The 20,777-nt window shown below is 71.1% G+C and carries 17 protein-coding genes; 11 read left to right on the top strand and 6 right to left on the bottom strand.

From position 1 onward, the window contains the following. Nucleotides 1-19: 19 nt before the first annotated feature. Nucleotides 20-1,867 (bottom strand): thiamine pyrophosphate-requiring protein, encoded by a 1,848-nt coding sequence (locus NIE79_RS30260; RefSeq protein WP_238681820.1) that lies wholly within the window; start codon nucleotides 1,865-1,867, stop codon nucleotides 20-22. An 88-nt stretch (nucleotides 1,868-1,955) separates the two neighbouring features. Here NIE79_RS30260 and NIE79_RS30255 point away from each other — a divergent pair, with 88 nt between their 5' ends. From NIE79_RS30255 to NIE79_RS30245, 3 genes are read left to right on the top strand one after another with little or no spacing between them, the layout of a single operon-like run. Then, a complete protein-coding gene (locus tag NIE79_RS30255; RefSeq protein WP_238681819.1) occupies nucleotides 1,956-2,807 on the top strand; it encodes a TrmH family RNA methyltransferase in 852 nt (283 codons plus the stop codon). A 47-nt stretch (nucleotides 2,808-2,854) separates the two neighbouring features. After that, nucleotides 2,855-4,306, top strand: coding sequence for an argininosuccinate synthase (gene argG / locus NIE79_RS30250; RefSeq protein WP_238681818.1), 1,452 nt, complete (start codon nucleotides 2,855-2,857; stop codon nucleotides 4,304-4,306). A gap of 55 nt (nucleotides 4,307-4,361) precedes the next feature. Beyond that, nucleotides 4,362-6,227 (top strand): PucR family transcriptional regulator, encoded by a 1,866-nt coding sequence (locus NIE79_RS30245; protein WP_443677172.1) that lies wholly within the window; start codon nucleotides 4,362-4,364, stop codon nucleotides 6,225-6,227. Between the two features lie 328 nt (nucleotides 6,228-6,555). On the opposite strand, the gene NIE79_RS30240 is transcribed toward NIE79_RS30245, so the two are convergent. Then, nucleotides 6,556-7,905 (bottom strand): MurL-like N-terminal domain-containing, encoded by a 1,350-nt coding sequence (locus tag NIE79_RS30240; RefSeq protein WP_238681816.1) that lies wholly within the window; start codon nucleotides 7,903-7,905, stop codon nucleotides 6,556-6,558. Nucleotides 7,906-7,987: 82 nt separating this feature from the next. Between NIE79_RS30240 and murD the strand changes: the two genes are divergently transcribed. Beyond that, a complete protein-coding gene (gene murD / locus NIE79_RS30235) occupies nucleotides 7,988-9,334 on the top strand; it encodes a UDP-N-acetylmuramoyl-L-alanine--D-glutamate ligase (protein ID WP_238681815.1) in 1,347 nt (448 codons plus the stop codon). Between the two features lie 7 nt (nucleotides 9,335-9,341). On the opposite strand, the gene NIE79_RS30230 is transcribed toward murD, so the two are convergent. Genes NIE79_RS30230 through NIE79_RS30220 form a run of 3 tightly spaced genes read right to left on the bottom strand, consistent with a single transcriptional unit; the run spans nucleotide 9,342 to nucleotide 11,282 of the window. Further along, nucleotides 9,342-9,791: a hypothetical protein gene (locus NIE79_RS30230; RefSeq protein WP_238681814.1), complete on the bottom strand. Its 450-nt coding sequence runs from the start codon at nucleotides 9,789-9,791 to the stop codon at nucleotides 9,342-9,344. Next, entirely contained in the window at nucleotides 9,788-10,273 is a 486-nt protein-coding gene (locus tag NIE79_RS30225) for a hypothetical protein (RefSeq protein ID WP_238681813.1), read from the bottom strand. The genes NIE79_RS30230 and NIE79_RS30225 overlap by 4 nt, the downstream gene beginning before the upstream one ends. A gap of 37 nt (nucleotides 10,274-10,310) precedes the next feature. Next, a complete protein-coding gene (locus NIE79_RS30220) occupies nucleotides 10,311-11,282 on the bottom strand; it encodes a hypothetical protein (protein ID WP_238681812.1) in 972 nt (323 codons plus the stop codon). 85 nt (nucleotides 11,283-11,367) lie between these two features. Between NIE79_RS30220 and NIE79_RS30215 the strand changes: the two genes are divergently transcribed. Further along, nucleotides 11,368-12,240, top strand: a complete 873-nt coding sequence (locus NIE79_RS30215) for a hypothetical protein (protein WP_238681811.1) — start codon at nucleotides 11,368-11,370, stop codon at nucleotides 12,238-12,240. Nucleotides 12,241-12,272: 32 nt separating this feature from the next. Further along, nucleotides 12,273-13,085, top strand: coding sequence for a hypothetical protein (locus tag NIE79_RS30210; RefSeq protein WP_238681810.1), 813 nt, complete (start codon nucleotides 12,273-12,275; stop codon nucleotides 13,083-13,085). Here the strand turns inward: NIE79_RS30210 and NIE79_RS30205 are convergent. Then, entirely contained in the window at nucleotides 13,069-13,965 is an 897-nt protein-coding gene (locus NIE79_RS30205) for a glutamate cyclase domain-containing protein (RefSeq protein WP_238681809.1), read from the bottom strand. The genes NIE79_RS30210 and NIE79_RS30205 overlap by 17 nt on opposite strands. A 239-nt stretch (nucleotides 13,966-14,204) precedes the next feature. Here NIE79_RS30205 and NIE79_RS30200 point away from each other — a divergent pair, with 239 nt between their 5' ends. The 5 genes from NIE79_RS30200 (at nucleotide 14,205) to NIE79_RS30180 (ending at nucleotide 20,441) form a co-directional block, all read left to right on the top strand. Continuing rightward, nucleotides 14,205-15,503 (top strand): aspartate aminotransferase family protein, encoded by a 1,299-nt coding sequence (locus NIE79_RS30200; RefSeq protein ID WP_238681808.1) that lies wholly within the window; start codon nucleotides 14,205-14,207, stop codon nucleotides 15,501-15,503. Continuing rightward, nucleotides 15,500-16,987 (top strand): CoA-acylating methylmalonate-semialdehyde dehydrogenase, encoded by a 1,488-nt coding sequence (locus NIE79_RS30195; protein WP_238681807.1) that lies wholly within the window; start codon nucleotides 15,500-15,502, stop codon nucleotides 16,985-16,987. Before NIE79_RS30200 ends, NIE79_RS30195 begins: the two co-directional genes overlap by 4 nt. A 178-nt stretch (nucleotides 16,988-17,165) precedes the next feature. Continuing rightward, entirely contained in the window at nucleotides 17,166-18,581 is a 1,416-nt protein-coding gene (ngcE, locus tag NIE79_RS30190; RefSeq protein WP_238681806.1) for an N-acetylglucosamine/diacetylchitobiose ABC transporter substrate-binding protein, read from the top strand. Between the two features lie 64 nt (nucleotides 18,582-18,645). Then, nucleotides 18,646-19,554, top strand: a complete 909-nt coding sequence (locus NIE79_RS30185) for a carbohydrate ABC transporter permease (RefSeq protein WP_238681805.1) — start codon at nucleotides 18,646-18,648, stop codon at nucleotides 19,552-19,554. Next, a complete protein-coding gene (locus NIE79_RS30180; RefSeq protein WP_372471905.1) occupies nucleotides 19,545-20,441 on the top strand; it encodes a carbohydrate ABC transporter permease in 897 nt (298 codons plus the stop codon). The genes NIE79_RS30185 and NIE79_RS30180 overlap by 10 nt, the downstream gene beginning before the upstream one ends. Nucleotides 20,442-20,777 lie beyond the last annotated feature (336 nt).

The following is a 20,777-nucleotide window of genomic DNA, read 5'->3' as shown; positions in this document are numbered from 1 at the left end:
GGGTGGGTGGGTGGGTGGGTCAGGGTTGGCGGCGGCGGGGGCGGTAGCTGGCCAGGGTGGCGGGAAGGCCGCGGCGGATGATGCCGGCCCAGTCGGTGTCGCCGCGCAGCACCGCCGCGGCGGTCTTGCGGGCCTGCTCGACGGTGAAGTGCGGTGGCAGCATCAGCTCCGCCGGGTCGACCAGGGCGTTGATCACCACCGGCCGGTCGGCGGTGAGCGCCCGGTCCCAGACGTCGCGCACCTGGTCCGGTGAGTCGATCAACTCGCCGTGCAGCCCGAGCACCTCCGCCCACTGGTGGTAGGCGATGTCCGGCAACTGCTGGCTGTCCGGGAACATCGGCGTCCCCTCGGTGGAGCGTTGTTCCCAGCTGACGAACGCCAGATCCCGGTTGTTGAGCACCAGCACCACGAAGCGCGGGTCGGCCCAGCTGCGCCAGTACTTCGCCACGGTGATCAGCTCGTTGACGCCGTTCATCTGCATGGCGCCGTCGCCGATCAGCGCTACCAGCGGCCGGTCCGGGTGGGCGAACTTGGCGCTCAACGCGTACGGCATGGCGCCGCCCATGGACAGCAGCGTGCCGGAGAGGCTGGCCAGCATGCTGGGGCGTACCTGGATGTGTCGGGCGTACCAGGCGGTGGTGGTGCCGCAGTCGACAGTGAGCAGCACGTCGTCGGGCAGCCGCTCGTTCAGGGTGTGGAAGAGCAACTGCGGGTTGACCGGGTCGGCGGCCTGCTCGGCCAGGTCGTGTTGCACCCGGCGCCACGCCGAGGTGGCCTCGGTGATCTCCGTCCGCCAGGCGGTCGGCCCGGGGCCGGGGCCCAGTTCGTTCAGCAACGCCCGCAGCGTGGGGCGGGCGTCGCCGGTCAGGTTCACCTCGGTCGGGTACCGCAGCCCGAGCTGGGTGCCGTCCAGGTCGATCTGCACCGCGCGGGCCTGCCCGGGCGGTGGATAGAACTCCGAGTACGGCATGTTGCTGCCCACTATCAGCAGCCGGTCGCAGCCGCTCATCAGCTGCCAGCTCGGTCGGGTGCCGAGCAGCCCGATCGCGCCGGTCACCCACGGCTCGCGGTGGTCGACGGCGGTGAAGCCGAGCAGCGCGGTGGCCACGCCGGCCCCGAGCCGATCAGCGATCTCGCGGACCTCGTCGCGCGCGCCGAGGGCACCCTGGCCGACGAGCATCGCCACCCGTTGCCCGCCGCGCAGCACCTCGGCCGCCCGGCGTACGTCGGCCTCCGGCGGGATGGTCGGTGTGCTGCTCGGCGCGTTGCTGGTCTGGTAGTAGCCGTGCGCGTGCGGCGGGTTCGGTATGGCCGGCTCGTCCTGCAGGTCCAGGGGCAGGATCAGGGCGGTGACGGTACGCCGGGCCAGCGCCGTCCGGCACGCCCGGTCGACCAGGTGACGTACCTGTGCCGGGTGGTCGAGCTGGGCCAGGAACGCCGCTGCCACGTCCTTGTAGAGGGCGAGCAGGTCGACCTCCTGGTAGTACCCGCCGCCCTCGGCGGTGGTCGCTGTGTGACCGACGAGGGCGATGACCGGTTGGTGGTCGAGCTTCGCGTCGTACAGGCCGTTGAGCAGGTGGATGGCGCCCGGCCCGCTGGTGACCAGCGCGCAGCCCAGCGGGCCGCCGCCGTACTTGACGTGGGCGGAGGCGGCGAAGCCCGCGGTCTCCTCGTGTCGGACCTGGATGAACTGGGCGCGGCCGTTGGTGCGTTGCAGCGCGGAGGTCATGCCGTTGATGCCGTCGCCGGGATAGCCGAAGTAGCGGTGTACGCCCCAGCTGAACAGCCGCGACACGATGTGGTCCGCGACGGTCGGACGCCGGGGCAGGGTGCCCGCTTCGCCCGGCGTGGTGTCGTCTGTGCTCACCTGGCTGGTCCTTCCCGTCGCGTCCGATGCCCGCCGGTCATTCCCCTTCTTCTTCGGACAAAACTCCCCGCCGGGCGGGCCTCGAAGCGTGCTACTGCGCGTCCGGCAGAATCGTCGGGTGCCCGTCCACCAGATCAACGACCCTGACGACGACCGGATCGCCGACTACCGGGCGCTCACCGACGTCGAGCTGCGTACCCGCTGGGAACCGCCGCACGGCCTGTTCATCGCCGAGGGGGAGCTGGTGCTGCGCCGGGCGCTGCGCGCGGGTTACCCGGCCCGGTCGTACCTGGTCGACGCCAAGCGGGTCGACCAGCTCGCCGACCTGGACACCGGCGACGCGCCGGTCTACGCCGCGACACAGGACGTGCTGCAACGGGCCACCGGCTTCCACGTACACCGCGGGGTGCTGGCGTCGTTCCACCGCCGGCCGCTGCCGACGGCGGCCGAGGTGCTCGCCGCCGCGCGCCGGGTCGTGCTCCTGGAGGACGTGAACAACCACACCAACCTCGGTGCGGTCTTCCGGGGCGCCGCAGCGCTCGGTATCGACGCGGTGCTGCTGTCGCCGTCCTGCGCCGACCCGCTGTACCGGCGCAGTGTCCGGGTCAGCATGGGTGAGGTCTTCGCGATGCCGTACGCGAAGCTCGACAGCTGGCCCGAGGGGCTGGACCAGGTAAGTGAGGCCGGCTTCACGGTGCTCGCGATGACGCCCGCGCCGGACGCCGTACCGATCCAGCGGTTGACCCCGGCGCAACGCGAGCGGGCGGCGCTTCTGCTCGGCGCCGAGGGGCCCGGCCTCACCGCGGCGGCCCAGGCCGCCAGCGACGTGCGGGTGGTCCTTCCGATGCGGCGCGGCGTCGACTCGTTGAACGTTGCCGCCGCGGCGGCGGTGGCGTTCTGGGAGCTGGGCCGCGACGATCCGCCGTTCGGCGGCGAGTAGATCGCTTCAGCTTGCATGGCCATGCGTTCTATTGCATAATTTTCCCTGTGTCCAAGGTTCTTACCTCCCTGCCCACCGGCGAACGTGTCGGCATCGCCTTCTCCGGCGGCCTCGACACCTCTGTCGCGGTCGCGTGGATGCGCGACAAGGGCGCCGTTCCCTGCGCCTACACCGCCGACATCGGCCAGTACGACGAGCCCGACATCGCCTCGGTGCCCGGCCGCGCGCTCAGCTACGGCGCCGAGGTCGCCCGCCTGGTCGACTGCCGCGCCGCCCTGGTCGAGGAGGGCCTTGCCGCGCTGACCTGCGGCGCCTTCCACATCCGCACCGGCGGGCGGGCGTACTTCAACACCACCCCGCTGGGTCGCGCCGTGACCGGCACCCTTCTGGTGCGGGCGATGGTCGCCGACGACGTCCAGATCTGGGGCGACGGCTCGACCTTCAAGGGCAACGACATCGAGCGCTTCTACAGGTACGGCCTGCTGGCCAACCCGATGCTGCGCATCTACAAGCCGTGGCTCGACACCGCCTTCGTCACCGAGCTGGGTGGGCGTAAGGAAATGTCGGAGTGGCTGCTCGAACGCGGCCTGCCCTACCGGGACAGCACCGAGAAGGCGTACTCGACCGACGCCAACATCTGGGGCGCCACGCACGAGGCGAAGACCCTGGAGCACCTCGACACCGGCATCGAGACCGTCAACCCGATCATGGGCGTCCGGTTCTGGGACCCGTCGGTGGAGATCCCGACCGAGGACGTCACAGTCGGCTTCGACCAGGGCCGCCCCGTCACGATCAACGGCAAGGAGTTCGGCAGCGCCGTCGACCTGGTGCTGGAGGCCAACGCCATCGGCGGCCGGCACGGCCTGGGCATGTCGGACCAGATCGAGAACCGGATCATCGAGGCCAAGAGCCGGGGCATCTACGAGGCGCCCGGAATGGCGCTGCTGCACTACGCGTACGAGCGGCTGGTCAACGCCATCCACAACGAGGACACCCTGGCGAACTACCACAACGAGGGTCGCCGCCTCGGTCGGCTGATGTACGAGGGCCGCTGGCTGGACCCGCAGGCGTTGATGCTGCGCGAGTCGTTGCAGCGGTGGGTCGGCACCGCGGTCACCGGCGAGGTGACGTTGCGGCTGCGCCGGGGCGAGGACTACTCGATCCTGGACACCACCGGCCCGTCGTTCAGCTACCACCCCGACAAGCTGTCGATGGAGCGCACCGAGGACTCGGCGTTCGGCCCGTCGGACCGGATCGGTCAGCTCACCATGCGCAACCTGGACATCGCCGACTCGCGGTCGAAGCTGGAGCAGTACGCCTCCCTCGGCCTGGTCGGCGGCGGGAACACGCAGCGGATGATCGGGGCCGCGCAGGCCGCCTCGACCGGGTTGATCGGCGCGATGCCCGAGGGCGGCGCGGAGGCCATCGCGTCCCGGGGCGTCGCCTCGCCCGAGGACGAGGCGCTCGACCGTGCCGCTATGGAGTTCGGCGTCGACTGACCCTCGCGCCGGTGGCAAGTCGAGTTCCGGCGTCACGGACGGTAGCGTGGCGGCCGTGTTCCCTACCGTCCGTGAGGTCCTCGCCCTGGACCCGGTCCGCCACGGCGCGCCACGCGTGGTCGCCGGCGACGAGGGGCTGGACCGACCCGTGCGCTGGGTGCACGTCGCCGAGGTGCCGGACATCGCCACTCTGCTCGGCGGTGGCGAACTGGTGCTCACCACCGGCATCGGTCTGCCCGGGGACGACGCCGGGTTGCGTGCGTTCATCGGCGACCTCGCCGACGTCGGAGTCTCCGGGCTCGTCGTCGAGCTGGGCCGCCGGTACGTCAGCGGGGTGCCCCGGGTGATGGCCGCCGCCGCCGAGCGGCGCGGGTTGCCCCTGGTGGAGCTGCGTCGGGCCACCCCGTTTGTCCGGATCACCGAGGCGGTGCACGCGCTGATCGTCGACGCGCAGCTCACCGAGCTGCGCGCCACCGAGGAGATCCACCAGCGGTTCAACGACCTCTCCGTGGAGGGCGCCGACGCCGCCGAGGTGATCCGACAGGCCGCCGAGCTGTCCGGTTGCCCGGTGGTGCTGGAGAACCTGTCCCGGCAGGTGCTCGGGTACGACCCGGCGGGCGAGAGCGCCGAGCTGCTGTTGGACGGCTGGGAGCAGCACTCCCGTCGGATCCGCCCGGCCGGACGGACCGCGTACGACGCGGACAGCGGTTGGCTGGTGACCACCGTCGGCGCCCGGGGGCAGGACTGGGGTCGGCTGCTGCTGCGCTGGCCGGCCAGCGGGGACGTGCCCAGCGCCCAGGCCGTCGAACCGGGCTCGCCCACCCGGCTCACCATCCTGATCGAGCGGGCCGCGTCCACCCTCGCGCTGGGCCGGCTGATCCGCCGCGACGCCGAGGGCCTGGAACGGCAGATCCACCGCACCCTGCTCACCGCGCTGCTCGACCACTCCCGCCCGGTGGACGAGGTGGGGCTACGGGCCAAGGCGCTGGGCGTGGTGCTCGACCGGCGGCACCTGGTCGGCGTGATGGTCCGGCACCGCGCCGACGACCCCGCCGGGGAGGTGGGCCCCGAGGCCGGCCAGGCCCGGCTGCGTGATCTCTCCGAGGCGGTCGGCCAGGCCCTGCGGGAGGCGAAGCTGACCGCGCTGACCAGCGCCGTCGACGACCACTCGGTGGGCGCGCTGCTGGCCCTCCCGGACCCGGCCGCCGAGGACCGCGCGCTGTCCGCGTTCGCCAGCGCCCTTCGTCGGGTACGCCTCGACGCCGGCACCGGCCGGCCGGCACCCGGTGCCGAACCGGCTCGGGTCGCCCCCGGCCCCGACATGTCCCGTTCCGCATCCGATGCTTCCCGTGGGGCGGTCGGCGCCGATGCGTCCCGCGCCGGCTTCGGCGTAGATACGTCCCGCGCGGCGTTCGGTGTCGAGGCCGCTCGGTCGGGGGTCGGTGTCGATCCGTTCCGGGGCGCTGGCCCGGGTGGCGTGATCATTGCCGCCGGCTCCGGGGTGGGCACCCTGCGGGAGGCCCGACGGTCGCTGGTCGAGGCGCGGCAGATCGCCGAGGCGGCCCGGCGGGACCGGCGCGACCTGCCGATCTTCCGGCTGCCGCACGTCGGCCTGGCCGGGCTGCTGCACCTGCTGCGCGACGAGCCCCGCCTGCAGACGTTCGTGGAGCGTGAACTCGGCGCGCTACTGGAGTACGACGCCCGGCACCCCCGGGAACGGCTGCTCGACACCCTGCGCGCCTACCTGGAGCAGGGACGCAACAAGTCTGCCGGTGCCGCCGCCGCCCACCTGTCCCGGCCGGCCTTCTACGAGCGCCTGGCCCGCATCGCCCGCATCCTCGACGTGGACCTGGACTCGGTAGAGGCCAGCCTCTCCCTGCACGTAGCCCTGCTGGCCCTGGAAGCAGTCCGCACCCCCTAACCCCTCCCTGGCCCCCTCGTCCGCCGCCCGCCCGCGTCGGCCTGGAGTAGAGGTGGGCATGGGGGTTCGGCACGCTATCGAGTTGATGTCGCGAACGAATCGCTCGGCTCGGCTCGGGTCGACCAGGCCCTGATTCGTTTACGACATCAGCTCCAAAGGAGCTGGCAGGGGCACACTCCCCAGGGGCGGGGCCACAGGATGCCCAGTAGGCCGCCCAGGCCGACGACGACCAGGGTGACCTCCCAGCCGATTGGGGCGGGGAGGGGCTGGTCCTGCCGTTTCGCTTCGCGGCGCGGTCCTGACCCGGGAAGGTAGGTCCACGTCCGAGTCAGGTGAGGGTGGCCAGGGCTTTTGCGTAGGTGGGGGGGATGTGATTGGGGCCGCCGGGGGTGAAGACGTCCGAGTTGGCCACAGCGGACCAGGCCGTCTCCGGGACGGCGTCGACCAGGGCCTGGATCACCGGGGCGTCGCGCCACTGGTCCTGCTCGGCGAGCAGGCCGAGCGCCACCACCGACTCCTCGACCTCGCCCACGCACTCGAACGGCTTGTGCCCGTCCACGCCCAGCAACTCGCGGTAGCCGGGGATCTGCGACTCGTCAGCCAGCAGGTCACCCCCGAAGATGCCCACCAGCCGCTCCCGGGGCATGAACGGCGCCATGGCCAGGAAGACGAAGCGGCACTTCGGGCAGTCGCGGCACCAGCGCTCACTCGCATCGCGCAGCTTGAACGCCTGGTTGCAGCTGGTCACCACGTCGTCGTACCGGGTGAACTCGGCGAACAGCCGGGCGATGTGCAGCTCGGACAGCGATCGCAGCAGGGAGAAGTACGGGTCGGTCAGGCCGGCGTGCTCGGCCAGCGACGCCCGCAGCAGCCCCTCCGCCTCGACGCCCTTGGACCACTGGTGGTTGATCTCGTGGCCGTTCCAGACCAGGTTCGGGTCGGACGCCGAACGCTCGTTGGACATCACCACCGGGCCCAGCCCGTGCAGGACGGCGGTGGCCACCGCGATCAGGGAGTTGATGGCGGTGACCGGGATGTGCCCGTTCAGCGCGCCGGCCGCGTTCAGGTCGAACAGCACCGGGTCGATGCGCCGCCGGGCGGCCAGCGGGACCAGCCCGGACGCCTCGTTGACGGCGACGATCACGTGGTTCGGGTTGACCGAGAACGGCACCGGGTCCAGTTCGGCGCGGCGCAGCGCCTCCAGGCTGACGATCGAGTCCTTACCGCCGCCGACCGCCGAGAGCGGGCGACGGTCCGAGTCGTCGTACACCCGTGGTGCCACCGGGGTGCCGGCCGGCACCTCCGGGCGCAGGTCGAGCACGTGCGGCAGTTGGTTGCGGTACGCGTACTCCGCGAGGCCCCTGGTGTAGACGGCCGTGACGTAGTCGACGGTGGCCGCGCCCAGCGGCGCCGGCAGCACGAGTCGGGGCGGCGCGGCGGCCTTGTAGTAGCTGACCCCGGCGACGAGGTGCAGCACCTCCAGCACCCGGTTGAGGGTCGCCACGGTCTCGTCGGAGGGCGGCTCCGCCGGCAGCGGAAGCGTGATTACCTCGGTGAACCGCTGCTCACCGGCCGGGCCGGTCAGCGCGTAGTCGAACAACACCTCGCCGGTGGCGAAGTCGATCGAGTAGGACGGGAAGGTGAAGGCGTCCATCCGCCGGAGCTGCTCGTTGGGCACACGCCATACTAGGCCCTGGTTCGTCCGGCCGTGTCCGGACCGGGCCCGCCCTGCCGCCGCCGTGACCCACGAGGAGAGCCCCGTGCGCCTTTCTGACCTGCGCGGACGTACCGTCGCCGTCTGGGGCACCGGTCGGGAGGGCCGGGCCGCTGTGACCGCCATCGCCGCGCACGGCCCCGCCGAGCTGGTCGCCGTGGACGACAGCGCGAACTTCCTGTCGCTGCCCTGGGACGGCCCCCTGGCCGAGGCCGCGCCGCTGGTCACCGGCGAGGCGGGCTTCGAACGGCTGGCCGCCGCGGACGTGGTGGTCCGCTCCCCGGGTGTCCCGCAGACCCACCCGTGGCTGATCGAGCTGCGCCGCCGCGGGATCCTGGTGACCCAGGGCACCGCGTTGTGGATGGCCGACCACGCCGCGCGCACCGTCGGGGTCACCGGCAGCAAGGGCAAGAGCACCACCTCCAGCCTGATCAGTCACCTGCTCACCGCGATGGGCCGGCCGAACGTCTTCGGCGGCAACATCGGGGTGCCGACCCTGGACCTGCCGGAGGCGGAGCTGTACGTGCTGGAGCTGTCCAGCTACCAGTGCAGCGACCTCACCGACTCGCCCCGGGTGGCAGTGGTCACCGCGCTGTTCCCCGAGCACCTGGACGCGCACGGTGGGGAACGGGAGTACTACCGGGACAAGCTCAACCTGCTCGCCCACGACCCGCAGACGATCGTGGTCAACGGTGGCGACCCCCGGCTGGCCGCGGAGCTGGGTGAGCTGCCGGCGGTCCGCGCCGGTCGCCCCGACACCACCCACGTCGGCACCGGTGCCGACGGCACACAGTGGTTCCACTTCGGCGACCAGCCGCTCTTCCCGCGTGCCGTGCTGCCGCTGGTCGGCCGGCACAACGAGGGCAACCTCTGCGTCGCGCTCGCCGTGCTCGACGCGCTGGGCGTGGACGTGGTGGCCGGCAAGGACCACCTGGCCGTCGCGGTCGCCGAGTTCCAGGGGCTGGCCCACCGGCTCACCGAGATCACCGACCCGTCCGGGCTGACGTTCGTCGACGACACCCTGGCCACCAGCCCGTACGCGGCCATGCACGCCATCGACGCGTACGACGGGCGGCCGTTGACGGTGATTGTCGGGGGCAACGACCGGGGTCTGGACTACACGCCGTTGGCCGAGCACCTGGCCGAGCGGGAGCTGACCGTGATCGGGATTCCGGACAGCGGTACCCGCATCGTCGAGGTGCTCGCCGGTCTGCCGAAGGTGCGTACCGAACTGGTCGACGACCTGGTGGACGCGGTCCGGCTGTCCCGCGAGGTGACCCCGGCCGGTGGGGTGGTGCTGCTGTCTCCGGCCGCGCCCAGCTACGGCCGGTTCCGCAACTTCGAGCACCGCTCCGAGGTCTTCGCCCAGGCCGTCGCCGACACCGCCCGCTGAGCCCGGCTCAGCGGCGGGTCCAGGCCACCGACGCCAACGGGTCCTCGACGTTGACCAGCCGGTCGACGTACGCCGTCAGGGTGCGCACCGTTTCGGATACGTCGGCGCAGCGCTGTCGCTCCTCGTGCAGCAGGTGGCGGCCCTCCGGCCAGCCGCTGTTCGACTCCGCGCCGGCGAAGAGCACCAACTCCACCCAGACCTCGAATCCGGTCGGGTCCGGCCGCACCCCGGCCTCGACGCGCAACTCGGAGAGGTCGTTGTCGGGATCGAGCGTGGCGACTCCGCTGCTGCTGAAGAGCACAGTGCCGGTCTGGAAATCGGTCAGGTAGGGGTGGCCGCCCGGCTCCGCGTCACTTTCTTTGATGACGAGTTGGGTGACGGCGTACGCGACGAGCCGACGGTGGGCGTGCAGGAACGCCGTGAGGAGCCGGGCCAGGTCGACATCGGCATCGGTCACCGTGTCACCACCAGGTGTACCCGCTCGAGGAAGGTGACCGGGGACTCCAGTTCCTCCACCATCACGGCGAGAGCATCGATGGCCGCCGCGCTGTCCGGGTGGACCTGCCGGGCGTCGTGCAGCGAATGCTCCCCCAGGGGGTACGGCGACAGCGCGGCATCGCGCATGATCGCCGTGACCGTCACCGAGGCCGCGCACCCCGTCGGTTCGATCAGCACCGTCGCTGCGATGTTCAGCTCGCACACGTCGCCCCGCGTACTCAGATCCCACCCGTCCGGGTCGGGCGAGGCGTCAGCTACCCGGTAGACGTAGCGGCTGCCGACGCGAATGCCGGTCTCGGTCTCTTCGAGGTGGACGGATGGCCCCATCTCGGCGTGCTCGCCGGCTGTGCTGACGGCGTGTATGTCGTCCATCGCCTTGTCGAGCCGGTCGTGAATCCGATGCAGCGCCGTCAGGAATTGATGGATCTCGGCGGTGGACACGCGAGCGACTGTAATCGGCGTGGTGACCCGGTGGGGGTCAGCCAGGCTGGCTGGCGGCGGTGTGCAGGGCGCGCATCGAGCGGATCGCCGAGCGGATCTCCTGGAGGTAGCGCCCCGGCGTGAGCGTCTGCTCGGGCAGCACCGCCAGGTCGGCCAGCGTCGGGTCCACCCCGACCGTGTCGATGGCGCACCCGTACGGCACTGCCAGCGTGCGTAGCGCGTCGCAGTGCTGGAACGGCACGTAGATCGGCGCGGTGACCATCAGGACCTTGTCGCCCGGCGCGAGCCGGACGTGACCGGCCCAGAACCGCTGGGTGTCGGCGGTGTGGGCCCGCCGCTGCTCCGGTTCGCTGGACGGCGCGGCCAACACCCGGATCGGCGGCAGCCTGTCCGGCCGGTAGGTCCGCGACGACCAGGAGTGATGCGGGTGGCCGGTGTCGATGCCGTCCTGCTCCGCCGGGGCGGTCACCTCGAACACCCGGCGGACGGCCGCGTCCAGCACGTCCACCTCGGTCTCGTCGGCCGGCAGGCCCGCGTCGGCCAGCGTGCGGCGTTCCCAGTCCGACAGCGGCCGGAAGCTGCCCAGGACGGCGACCTCGCCGCTCACCGGTAGGCCGGCGCGGAGCAGGTGCGCGGCGTAGGCGACGCGGCGTACGCAGGCGTGCGCCAGGCCGCCGAGCACCACCAGGTGGGCGTACGCCGGCCGGGCCGGTGGCACGGGGTGGATCAGCCCGAGCGCGGCGGCCGCGTCGAGCACCAGTGTCGCTGTGGCCGGGTCGAGGTCGGGCTCCCGGGCGTCGGGGCGCTCCCGGCCGCCCCGGAAGTCCCAGTGGTGGGCGGAGAAGTCGTCGAGGAAGCGGAGTACGTCGGTGAGGTCGCCGTCGGGCCAGGTGCCGCCGAAGTGGGTGACCAGGCCCTGGAGCGGGGTGGAGCAGACCCAGGCCTGAATCTCCGCCGTGATCCGCTCGTCGTCAGTACCGGTCGACGGCGCCGCGTCCGCTCTGTGCACAGCCGGATGCTACCGGCCGCTGCGGTGGGGCCACTGGTTGTGGTTGCTGTCTACGCTGGCGGGAACGGCTGATTGGGGGATTTCGATGACCCGTGACGTGGCCCGTCAGCGGTTACGGCAGAGCGGCGGTTCCACAGCGGGCTTCGTCCGGCTGGTGGCGCACACCGACCCGGTGGCGTTGGTCGGCATCACGCTGTCGGTCACCCTCAGCATCGTGCTCGACCTCAGCAACGCCGCCTCGGGGGTGGAGTCGCTGTTGGCCGGCCTGATGGGCATCACCATCTCGCTGTTGGTCGACTCGCTGGCCCGCGCGGAGCGCCGCTTCCACCTGCGCACCCTGTTGGACGGCCCGCCCTGGCTGGTCCGCACCACCACGGAGCTGGCCGGGGCCATCCGGGAGGCGGCCGAGCAGCATGCGGGCACCCGGGTCGCGGTGGAGGCGCAGCGGCGCTACGAGCAGTTCCGGTTGGAGGCCGAGCAGCTCGCTGACGGTCGGATCATCCGGCGCGGTGACGAGGACGAGGACCTGGTCGGCGCGACCCGCGCCTGCGTACGTCGGCTGGACGGGTTGACGAACGTGATGCCTCGGGTGAGCGGGGAGCTGAGCTGGTGGCGCAGTGAGATCGGCCGGCGCTACTGGGAGGCCAACGTGGAGGCCCTGCAACGGGGTGTCCAGATCACCCGGGTCTTCGTCTACGCCAGGTTGACCGATGATCTGTCCGCCCTGGTGGAGAAGCAGCGCGCGGCCGGGGCGCGGGTGGGTCTGCTGCCTCTCGGGGTGGTGAGCCCGCACCTGCACGTCAATTTGACACTCTGGGACGGGTCGAGTTGTTGGGAGGCCCACATGACCGCACACGGCGAGATCGGCGAGAATCAGTTCTCGGTCAACCGGACGGACGTCGCTCGGCTCACCCGCGTGTTCGACCTCTGCGCGAACGCCGCGACCTTCCAGGACTGACGGCCCCCACCGGGGGCGGGAACGGGTGAGCCATGACGTTGAGCGCGGTCCTGCTGGTGACGGCAGTGGTCTGGGCGGTCAGCGTGATCCGCTCCGTCCGGCTTCGCGCGCTGGTCTACAGCCTGCCGCTGCCGATGACGCTCGCCCTGCTCACCACCGACTATCGGGTGGACGGCGCGCAGGTGCTCGGTGTGCTCGGGCTCAACCTCTTCTTCGTCACAGTGGCGGTCACCCACCAGCGGTGGCGTTGGCCGATCCTGCTCGCCGACGTCGCGGGGATCGCCGTGTACGTGGCGCTGAGCGCCGGCCTGTTGGCCGTCGACATCCCGTTCGAGGTGGCCCTCGCCGGCACGCTCGTGCTCTGGCTGGCGGGCATCCTGTGGCTGCGCCGTCGCGCCCGCCGACGTGGTGCTCCCACTGAGGAGACGGTCGCCGTCGCGGAGACTCGCCCGGACGGGCTGCCGGCGTTGCTCAAGCTGGTGGTGATCTTCGTTGGGGCGGTCCTCACCCAACTGCTCGGCGCCGTGCTGCGCGGCATGGTGGTGACGTTCCCGTACTCGGGGGTGCTGGTCGCCGTCGAGGCCCGCAGGCAGTTGGCGGAGTTCAGTCGGCACTTCGCCCGCAACAGCCTCGCGCTGGTCGGCTTCCTCACCGCGTACCACTACCTTCAGGACGTCTCGTCGGCCGTGGCGCTGGGTGCCGGCTGGGCGGCCTTCGCTGTGGTCGCCGCCGCCCTGCACCTGCCGTTGCGCCCCCGCCAGGTCGCGCACGCGCGAGCGGCGAGCCGCCCGCCGAGGGCGTTGCGGCCGGCGACCGAGCCGCCCACACCTACCGGCCTGCCCTGACCAGCTCGGCGATCCGGGTGAGCGGTTCGGCGTACGCGGGCCAGTCGAGGCCGTCGACGCTGAGCGTGGGGCGCCGGCGTACGCCGTCCACAGCGCCCGCGCGCACGATCGCGGTCAGCAGGTCGTACGACCAGGAAGGCTCCAGCAGCTTGCGCAGGTCGGGCACCTCGGGGCGGAGCAGCGACAGCGCGCCGACGAGGGCTGCTGCGGCCCAGTTGGAGGTGCCACCGACGAGCAGCGCGTCCGCGCCCACCACGCACCGGATCCGCTCGCCCGAGGCGACCACCCGGCCGATCAGGTCCGCAGGCAGAAGGCCCATGCCGAGTTCGTTGCCGCCGTCGCCGATGCCGATCCGGTAGGCCGACCCGGAGGTGTAGAGCCGGTCCAGGGGTGCCGTGTGCGCGCCGATGTCCTCGCCGCGCATGTTGTGGGGCCGACCGTCCACAGCGGGCCCGACTCGTTCGCAGGCGATGAGGTGGGTCAGCCGGCCGTACTCGGGGAGCCGGGCGTCGGCCCAGTCCTCGTACCCGTGCAGCGGCGCGACGTCGACCGGCAGGCCCGGCACGGCGGCGGCGACGGCCGCCTCGACCACCGGGGCGCAGGGCTCGTCGGTGACGAGCCGGCACCGGCCACCGAGCAGGCGCAGCGCGGCGGCTATCTGGACCGCGCCGAGCGGGCCGTCGGTCTCCGCGGCGGGTGGCTCGGCACCGGGAATGAAGAACCCGGTGAACACCGCGGCGTCGGGCGCCCCGGCGGCGGCGAGCGACCGGGCGGCGGCCAACAGCCCACCCGCCGCGGGCGCGGCCAACGCCTCGCTGCCCCGGCCCACCTCGCGAGCGGCGACGCGCTCCAGTTCGACGATCGTCTCTTCGATGCGCACCGTGTGCCTCCCCGGCGACAGTGGACCGACCCACTGTAGCGGTGGATGGCCAGACTGCGGATCGAGTGGGCCTTTCCCGTGAGTGCTGCGGAAATCATGGGTCGAGGCCAACTAGTGCTGTGGAAACCGTTGACGTGCTGTCAGGTCGGGACGCCCTTGCGCTACAGGCTGACAGTTGTTCGCATCGGCCGGCGGTGGGAGCGTGCGGTATCCACGAACGCCGCTGAAGGGTTGCCACGATGACCGACGACCTGCTGGCCCGGCACCGGGCCGTGCTCCCGTCCTGGATGCCGTTGTACTACGCCGAGCCGATCGAGCTGGTCTCCGGCTCGGGCCGCCGGGTCACCGACGCGCAGGGCCGCAGCTACCTGGACTTCTTCGGCGGCGTGCTGACCAACATGATCGGGTACGACATCCCGGAGATCCGGGAGGCCGTCGAGCGGCAGCTCGCCACCGGGATCGCGCACACCTCGACGCTCTACCTGATCCGCCAACAGGTGGAGCTGGCCGAGAAGATCGCCCAACGCTCCGGCATCCCGGACGCCCGGGTGTTCTTCACCAACTCCGGCACCGAGGCGAACGAGGCGGCGCTGCTGGTCGCCACCAACCACCGCCGCTCGCACCAGATCCTTGCCGTGCGCAACAGCTACCACGGCCGGTCGTACGCGGCGATGGGCGTCACCGGCAACCGCAACTGGTCGGCCAGCGGCCTCAACCCGCTCCAGGTGGCCTGGTTGCACTCGGGTGACCGGGTACGCGGGCTGCTGGCGCGGCTCAGCGCCGAGGAGCAGGTCGACGCGGCGGTGGAGGACCTCCGCGAGGTGCTGGCCACCCAGACCGCCGGCGACGTCGCCGCGCTCATCGCCGAGCCGATCCAGGGTGTGGGCGGTTTCGTGCACCCGCCGGACGGGCTCTTCGCCGGCTGGAAGAAGGTCCTCGACGAGCACGGCATCCTGTTCATCGCCGACGAGGTGCAGACCGGGTGGGGGCGGACCGGGGAGCACTTCTGGGGTTACCAGGCGCACGGCGTCACCCCGGACCTGCTCACCTTCGCCAAGGGCATCGGCAACGGGTTCGCCCTCGCCGGGGTGGTCGGCCGGGCCGAGGTGCTGGAGTCGGTGCCGGCCATCAGCTTCTCCACCTTCGGCGGCAACCCGATCTCCACGACGGCCGGCAACGCGGTGCTCGACTACCTGATCGCGCATGACCTCCAGGCGAACGCGGCCCGCGTCGGCGCAATCCTCGCCGACGGCCTGCGGTCCGCCGTGGGCGGGCTCGACTGCGTCGCCGAGGTACGCGGAAAGGGGCTGATGCTCGGCGTCGAGTTCGTCCGACCGGGCAGCAGTGAGCCGGACCCGGCGCTGACCAACCGGGTCTTCGAAGCCGCCCGCGATGGTGGCCTGCTGACCGGCAAGGGCGGGCTCTACGGCAACGTGCTGCGGATGGGTCCACCGTTGACGTTGACCGAGGAGGAGGCCCGTGAGGGCCTGGCGATCCTGGTCGACGCGATCCGTTCGGCTGCGGGGGTGGCGGCATGAGCATCGGTCACTTCATCGACGGCAAGCGGGTCGGCGGCACCTCGGAGCGGCGCGGCGACGTGTTCGACCCGGCGACCGGTCGGCGTACCGCAGCTGTCGAGCTGGCCTCGACCGCCGACGTCGACGTCGCCGTGCAGGCCGCCGTCCGCGCGGCGCGGGCCTGGCGGGACGCGTCGCTGGCCCGGCGGTCCGCTGTGCTGTTCGCCTTCCGGGAGTTGGTGCACGCCCGGCGGGACCGTCTCGCCGAGGTGATCACCGCCGAGCACGGCAAGGTGCTCGCCGACGCCGCCGGCGAGGTGCAGCGCGGCCTGGAGGTCATCGAGTACGCGTGCGGCCTGCCGTCGGCGCTGCGCGGCGCGTTCAGCGAGAACGTGTCCACCGAGGTCGACTCGTACACCATCCGGCAACCACTCGGGGTGGTCGCCGTGATCTCCCCGTTCAACTTCCCGGTGATGGTGCCGCTGTGGTTCGTGCCGGTGGCGGTGGCCTGCGGCAACGCGGTGGTGCTCAAGCCGAGCGAGAAGGACCCCAGCGCGGCGCTGCTGCTGGCCGAGTGGTTCGCCGAGGCGGGCCTGCCCGACGGGGTGCTCAACGTGGTCAACGGCGACAAGGAGGCGGTCGACGCGTTGTTGGAGCACCCGGAGGTGCGGGCGGTGTCGTTCGTCGGCTCCACCCCGATCGCCCGGTACGTCTACCAGCGCGGGACGGCCGCCGGCAAGCGGGTGCAGGCGCTCGGTGGGGCGAAGAACCACATGGTGGTGCTCCCGGACGCCGACCTGGACCTGGCCGCCGACGCGGCGGTCAACGCCGGGTTCGGCTCGGCGGGGGAGCGGTGCATGGCAATCTCGGTGCTGGTGGCGGTGGAGCCGGTGGCGGACGCGCTGGTCGAGCGGATCGCCACGCGGGTGACCGGTCTGCGCACAGGCGACGGCCGACGGGGCTGCGACATGGGCCCGCTGGTGACCGCCGCGCACGCGGCGAAGGTGCGCTCCTACGTGGACGCCGGTGTCGCCGCCGGCGCGGTGCCGGTGGTGGACGGGCGGGACGTGACGCCGGACGGCGACCCGGACGGTTTCTGGCTCGGCCCGACGCTGTTCGACCGGGTGACCCCTGACATGTCGATCTACACCGACGAGATCTTCGGACCGGTGCTGAGCGTGGTCCGGGTCGGCTCGTACGACGAGGCGGTGGACCTGGTCAACGCCAGCCCGTACGGCAACGGCACGGCGATCTTCACCAACGACGGTGGGGCGGCCCGCCGTTACCAGCACGAGGTGGAGGTGGGCATGGTCGGAATCAACGTGCCCATCCCGGTGCCGATGGCGTACCACTCGTTCGGCGGTTGGAAGTCGTCCCTCTTCGGCGACCTGCACGCGCACGGCGAGGACGGGGTGCGCTTCTTCACCCGGGGCAAGGTTGTCACCAGCCGCTGGTTGGATCCGCGGCACGGCGGGGTCAACCTCGGGTTCCCCACCCAGACCTGAGCAGTCGTGGTGGGCGGTGGTGATAACGGTTCGGCTCTCAGGACTTGAAGTCCGAGCCCGGCTGTCGTAGAAATTCTTCAGCAACAGAGCATGAACTGAAGAGAACTACCGCCCCTCGCGCGGCGGACGCCTCCCCCCACAGACCGGCGATCCGCCCGACCCGACCCGAGGAGAACCCATGAACAGGCGTGACATCCTGCGGCGCAGCGCTGCCGCCAGCCTCCTGGCCACCCCCGCCGCCGGCCTGCTGTCCGGCTGCGCCACCAGCGGTGGCGGTGACAAGAACGATGCCGAGACCTACCAGGGCACCAAGAGCGCGCAGAACCCGCTCGGCGTGAAGGAGGACGCCCCACTCGAGGTGGTGATCTTCGGCGGCGGCTTCGGTGAGGAGTACGCCAAGGCCCACGAGGCCATGTACACCGAGAAGTACCCGAAGGCGAAGATCAAGCACTCCTCCACCCAGGAGATCAGCAAGACCCTCCAGCCGCGCTTCGTCGACGGCACCCCGCCGGACGTGGTCAACAACTCCGGCTCCAGCCAGATCGACTTCAACGGCCTGGTCAGCCAGAACGCCCTCGCCGGCCTCGACGACCTGCTCGCCGCCCCGAGCCTGGACATCCCCGGCAAGACGGTCAAGGACACCCTGCTGCCCGGCGCTGTCGAAGTCGGCTCCTACGACGGCAATTTCCTGGTGCTCAACTACACCTACACCGCCTACGGCATCTGGCACTCCGCCAAGCTCTTCGCTGACCGCGGCTGGTCGTACGCGAAGACCTGGGACGAGCACATCGCGCTCTGCAAGCAGATCAAGGCCGCCGGCATCGCCCCCTGGACGTACGCCGGCCTGCACCCGCGCTACATGAGCTGGCCGCTGATCTCCACGGCCATCAAGCTCGGCGGCCCGTCCGTGGCGACCGCCATCGACAACCTGGAGCCGAACGCCTGGAAGTCCGACTCGATGCGGACCGCCGCCGACGCCTGGCACCAGATCGTCAAGGACAAGTACATCCTGGACGGCTCGCCCGGCCTGGACCACAAGCAGTCGCAGACCGCCTGGTGTCAGGGCAAGGCCGCCTTCATCTCCTGCGGCTCCTGGCTGGAGAGCGAGCAGAAGGACGTCACCCCGGCCGGGTTCAACATGACCATCGCGCCGACGCCGAGCCTGGGCAGCGGCGACAAGCTGCCGTTCGAGGCGATCCGGGGCACCGCCGGGGAACCGTTCATGGTGCCCGCCAAGGCCCGCAACGTCGCCGGCGGCCTGGAGTACTTCCGAACCATGCTCTCCAAGAAGGGCGCCCAGGACTTCACGAAGAAGGTCGCCAGCCTCACAGTCGTCGCCGGCGCCACCGAGGGGGTCGAGCTGCCGTACGGGCTGAGCACCGTGGTCAAGGCCCTCGACGCGTCCGGCGCCAACGGCTTCAACTGGGTCTACAACAACTTCTACCGCAAGTTGGAACGCAACCTCATCGACGCCGCCTGCGGCGAGTTCTTCAGCGGCCGGATCAGCCCCGCCGAGTTCCTCGAACAGTGCCAGAAGGGCGCCGACTCGATCGCCCAGGACAGCTCGATCAAGAAGTACAAGCGAGCGGCCTGACCGCCCGGCCGGTGGGGGAGAGGTCCGCCCCCACCGGCCGTACCCCAACGGAGAGGTCCCCCTCGTGAAACATGGCAAGTGGCCGCTGATCGTCACGTTCCTGGTGCCACCGGTGCTGCTGTACGTGTTCTTCGTCGTCTCGCCGTACCTCCAGGCGTTCCAGATCTCCACCACCGACTGGCTCGGCTACTCGGCCGACGCCAACCCGGTCGGCCTGGCCAACTTCAAGACCCTCTGGCACGACGACTACGTGTGGAACGCGCTGAAGAACAACGCGATCCTGCTGGGTCTGGTGCCGGTGCTGACCATCGTTCTGGGGCTCTTCTTCGCCACCATGCTCGCCATGGGCGGGCGCAAGGGCAGTGCCGGCGTCACCGGCGTACGCGGCGGCGCGCTCTACCGCACTGTCTACTTCTTCCCCCAGGTGCTCTCCGTGGTGATCATCGCGCTGCTCTGGAAGGAGGTGTACCACCCCAACCAGGGGCTGCTCACCAGCGCCGCACACGCGGTCGGCCTGCCCGCGCCGACCTGGCTCGGCGACCCGGCGACCGCCTTCTGGTGCGTGCTGGCGGTGATGGTCTGGAGCAACGTCGGCTTCTACGTGGTGCTGTTCGGCGCGGCGATGTCGGCCGTGCCGAAGGAGATCTACGAGGCGGTGCTGCTCGACGGCGCGTCCCGGTTCACCACACTGCGCCGGGTCACCCTGCCGCTGCTCTGGGACACCGTCCAGGTCGCCTGGGTCTACCTGGCCATCTTCGCCCTGGACGGGTTCATCCTCGTGCAGCTGATGACCAACGGCGGGCCCAACTTCTCCACCGACGTGATCGGCGTCCGCATGTACGACACCGCCTTCGGCAGCGAGACCAAGTTCGGCTACGCCTCGGCGATCGGCGTGGTGATGTTCTTCCTGACCCTCTCGGTGGCGGTGCTGTCGCTGCGGGTCGGCCGGCGCGAACGGATCGAATACTCGTGACCACTCTGGATCAGCCCACCGCGACCTTGGTTGCCAGCGGGGACCGCCCGGTGCGCCGGGAACTCGGCGTGGCCAACGCCCTCTCGCACGGCTTCCTGCTGCTCTGGGGCCTGCTGACCGTACTGCCGCTGCTGTGGATGTTCATCAGCTCGTTCAAGACCAACGGTGAGATCCTCGCCGACCCGTGGGGGCTCCCCGGCGCGCTGCACCTGGACAACTGGGCGCGGGCCTGGACCGGCGCGCACATCGGCAGGTACTTCCTCAACAGCCTGGTGGTGGTGACCGGCTCGGTCAGCCTCACCATGCTGATGGGCGCCACCGCCGCGTACGTCTTCGCCCGCTACGAGTTCCGCGGCCGTCAGGTCGTCTACTACCTGTTCGTCGGCGGCCTGATGTTTCCGGTGTTCCTCGCCCTGGTGCCGCTGTTCTTCGTGGTCCGCAACGCCGGTCTCTTCAACACCTGGCTCGGGTTGATCCTCGTGTACGCGGCCTACTCGCTGCCGTTCACCGTGTTCTTCCTGACCGCGTTCTTCCGGACCCTGCCGACCACTGTGGCGGAGGCCGCACTTGTCGACGGCTGCGGTCACTTTCGGCTGTTCTTCCGGGTGATGCTGCCGATGGCCCGTCCGGGACTGATCAGCGTGGCGATCTTCAACTTCCTCAGCCACTGGAACCAGTTCCTGCTGCCGCAGGTGCTGTTGCAGGGCGACGAGTCCAAGTGGATGCTGGCGCAGGGGCTGTTCGCGCTGTCCGTCAGCCAGGGCTATGCGGGTGACTACGCTCGGCTCTTCGCCGGGTTGAGCATCGCGGTGCTCCCGGTGCTCGCCGTCTACGTGGCCTTCCAGCGGCAGGTGCAGGCGGGCCTCACCGCAGGGCAGCTCAAGTAGGGCCCACCCACCGCTGACCGATACCGATCATCGCCCTTTACGGCCCCGATCGGCCGTTCCTCCCCCGGCTTGCGGCCCGGCCCGACCCGCCCAGCCGCCCCCGACCCCACCCCGATCCCCCAAGATCCGCGCAACTTCGGTGAAACTGCTGCCTCGGCACGTGATGAGGCGGCAGTTTCACCGAAAGTGCGCGGATCTTGGCCGTGCCGCGAGGCCGCCAGGCCCGCGACGTCGCCGTTGCTCATGGGTCGCGGGGTTGAGGCGCGTTGGGCGGGTCGCGTCGGGTCGCGTCGGGTCGGGTCGGGGTGGGGCGCATCGGGTCGGGGTGGGGCGCGT

The organism is Micromonospora trifolii, assembly GCF_022229005.1.
Classification (GTDB): Bacteria; Actinomycetota; Actinomycetes; order Mycobacteriales; family Micromonosporaceae; genus Micromonospora; species Micromonospora trifolii.
This window is presented reverse-complemented; position numbering and strand designations above follow the sequence as displayed.

Excerpts from the sequence above, each read along its gene's own strand:
- NIE79_RS30200 (WP_238681808.1), top strand. The coding sequence starts at position 14,205 with ATGACCGACGACCTGCTGGCCCGGCACCGGGCCGTGCTCCCGTCCTGG.
- NIE79_RS30215 (WP_238681811.1), top strand. The coding sequence starts at position 11,368 with ATGACCCGTGACGTGGCCCGTCAGCGGTTACGGCAGAGCGGCGGTTCC.
- NIE79_RS30195 (WP_238681807.1), top strand. The coding sequence starts at position 15,500 with ATGAGCATCGGTCACTTCATCGACGGCAAGCGGGTCGGCGGCACCTCG.
- ngcE (WP_238681806.1), top strand. The coding sequence starts at position 17,166 with ATGAACAGGCGTGACATCCTGCGGCGCAGCGCTGCCGCCAGCCTCCTG.
- NIE79_RS30210 (WP_238681810.1), top strand. The coding sequence starts at position 12,273 with ATGACGTTGAGCGCGGTCCTGCTGGTGACGGCAGTGGTCTGGGCGGTC.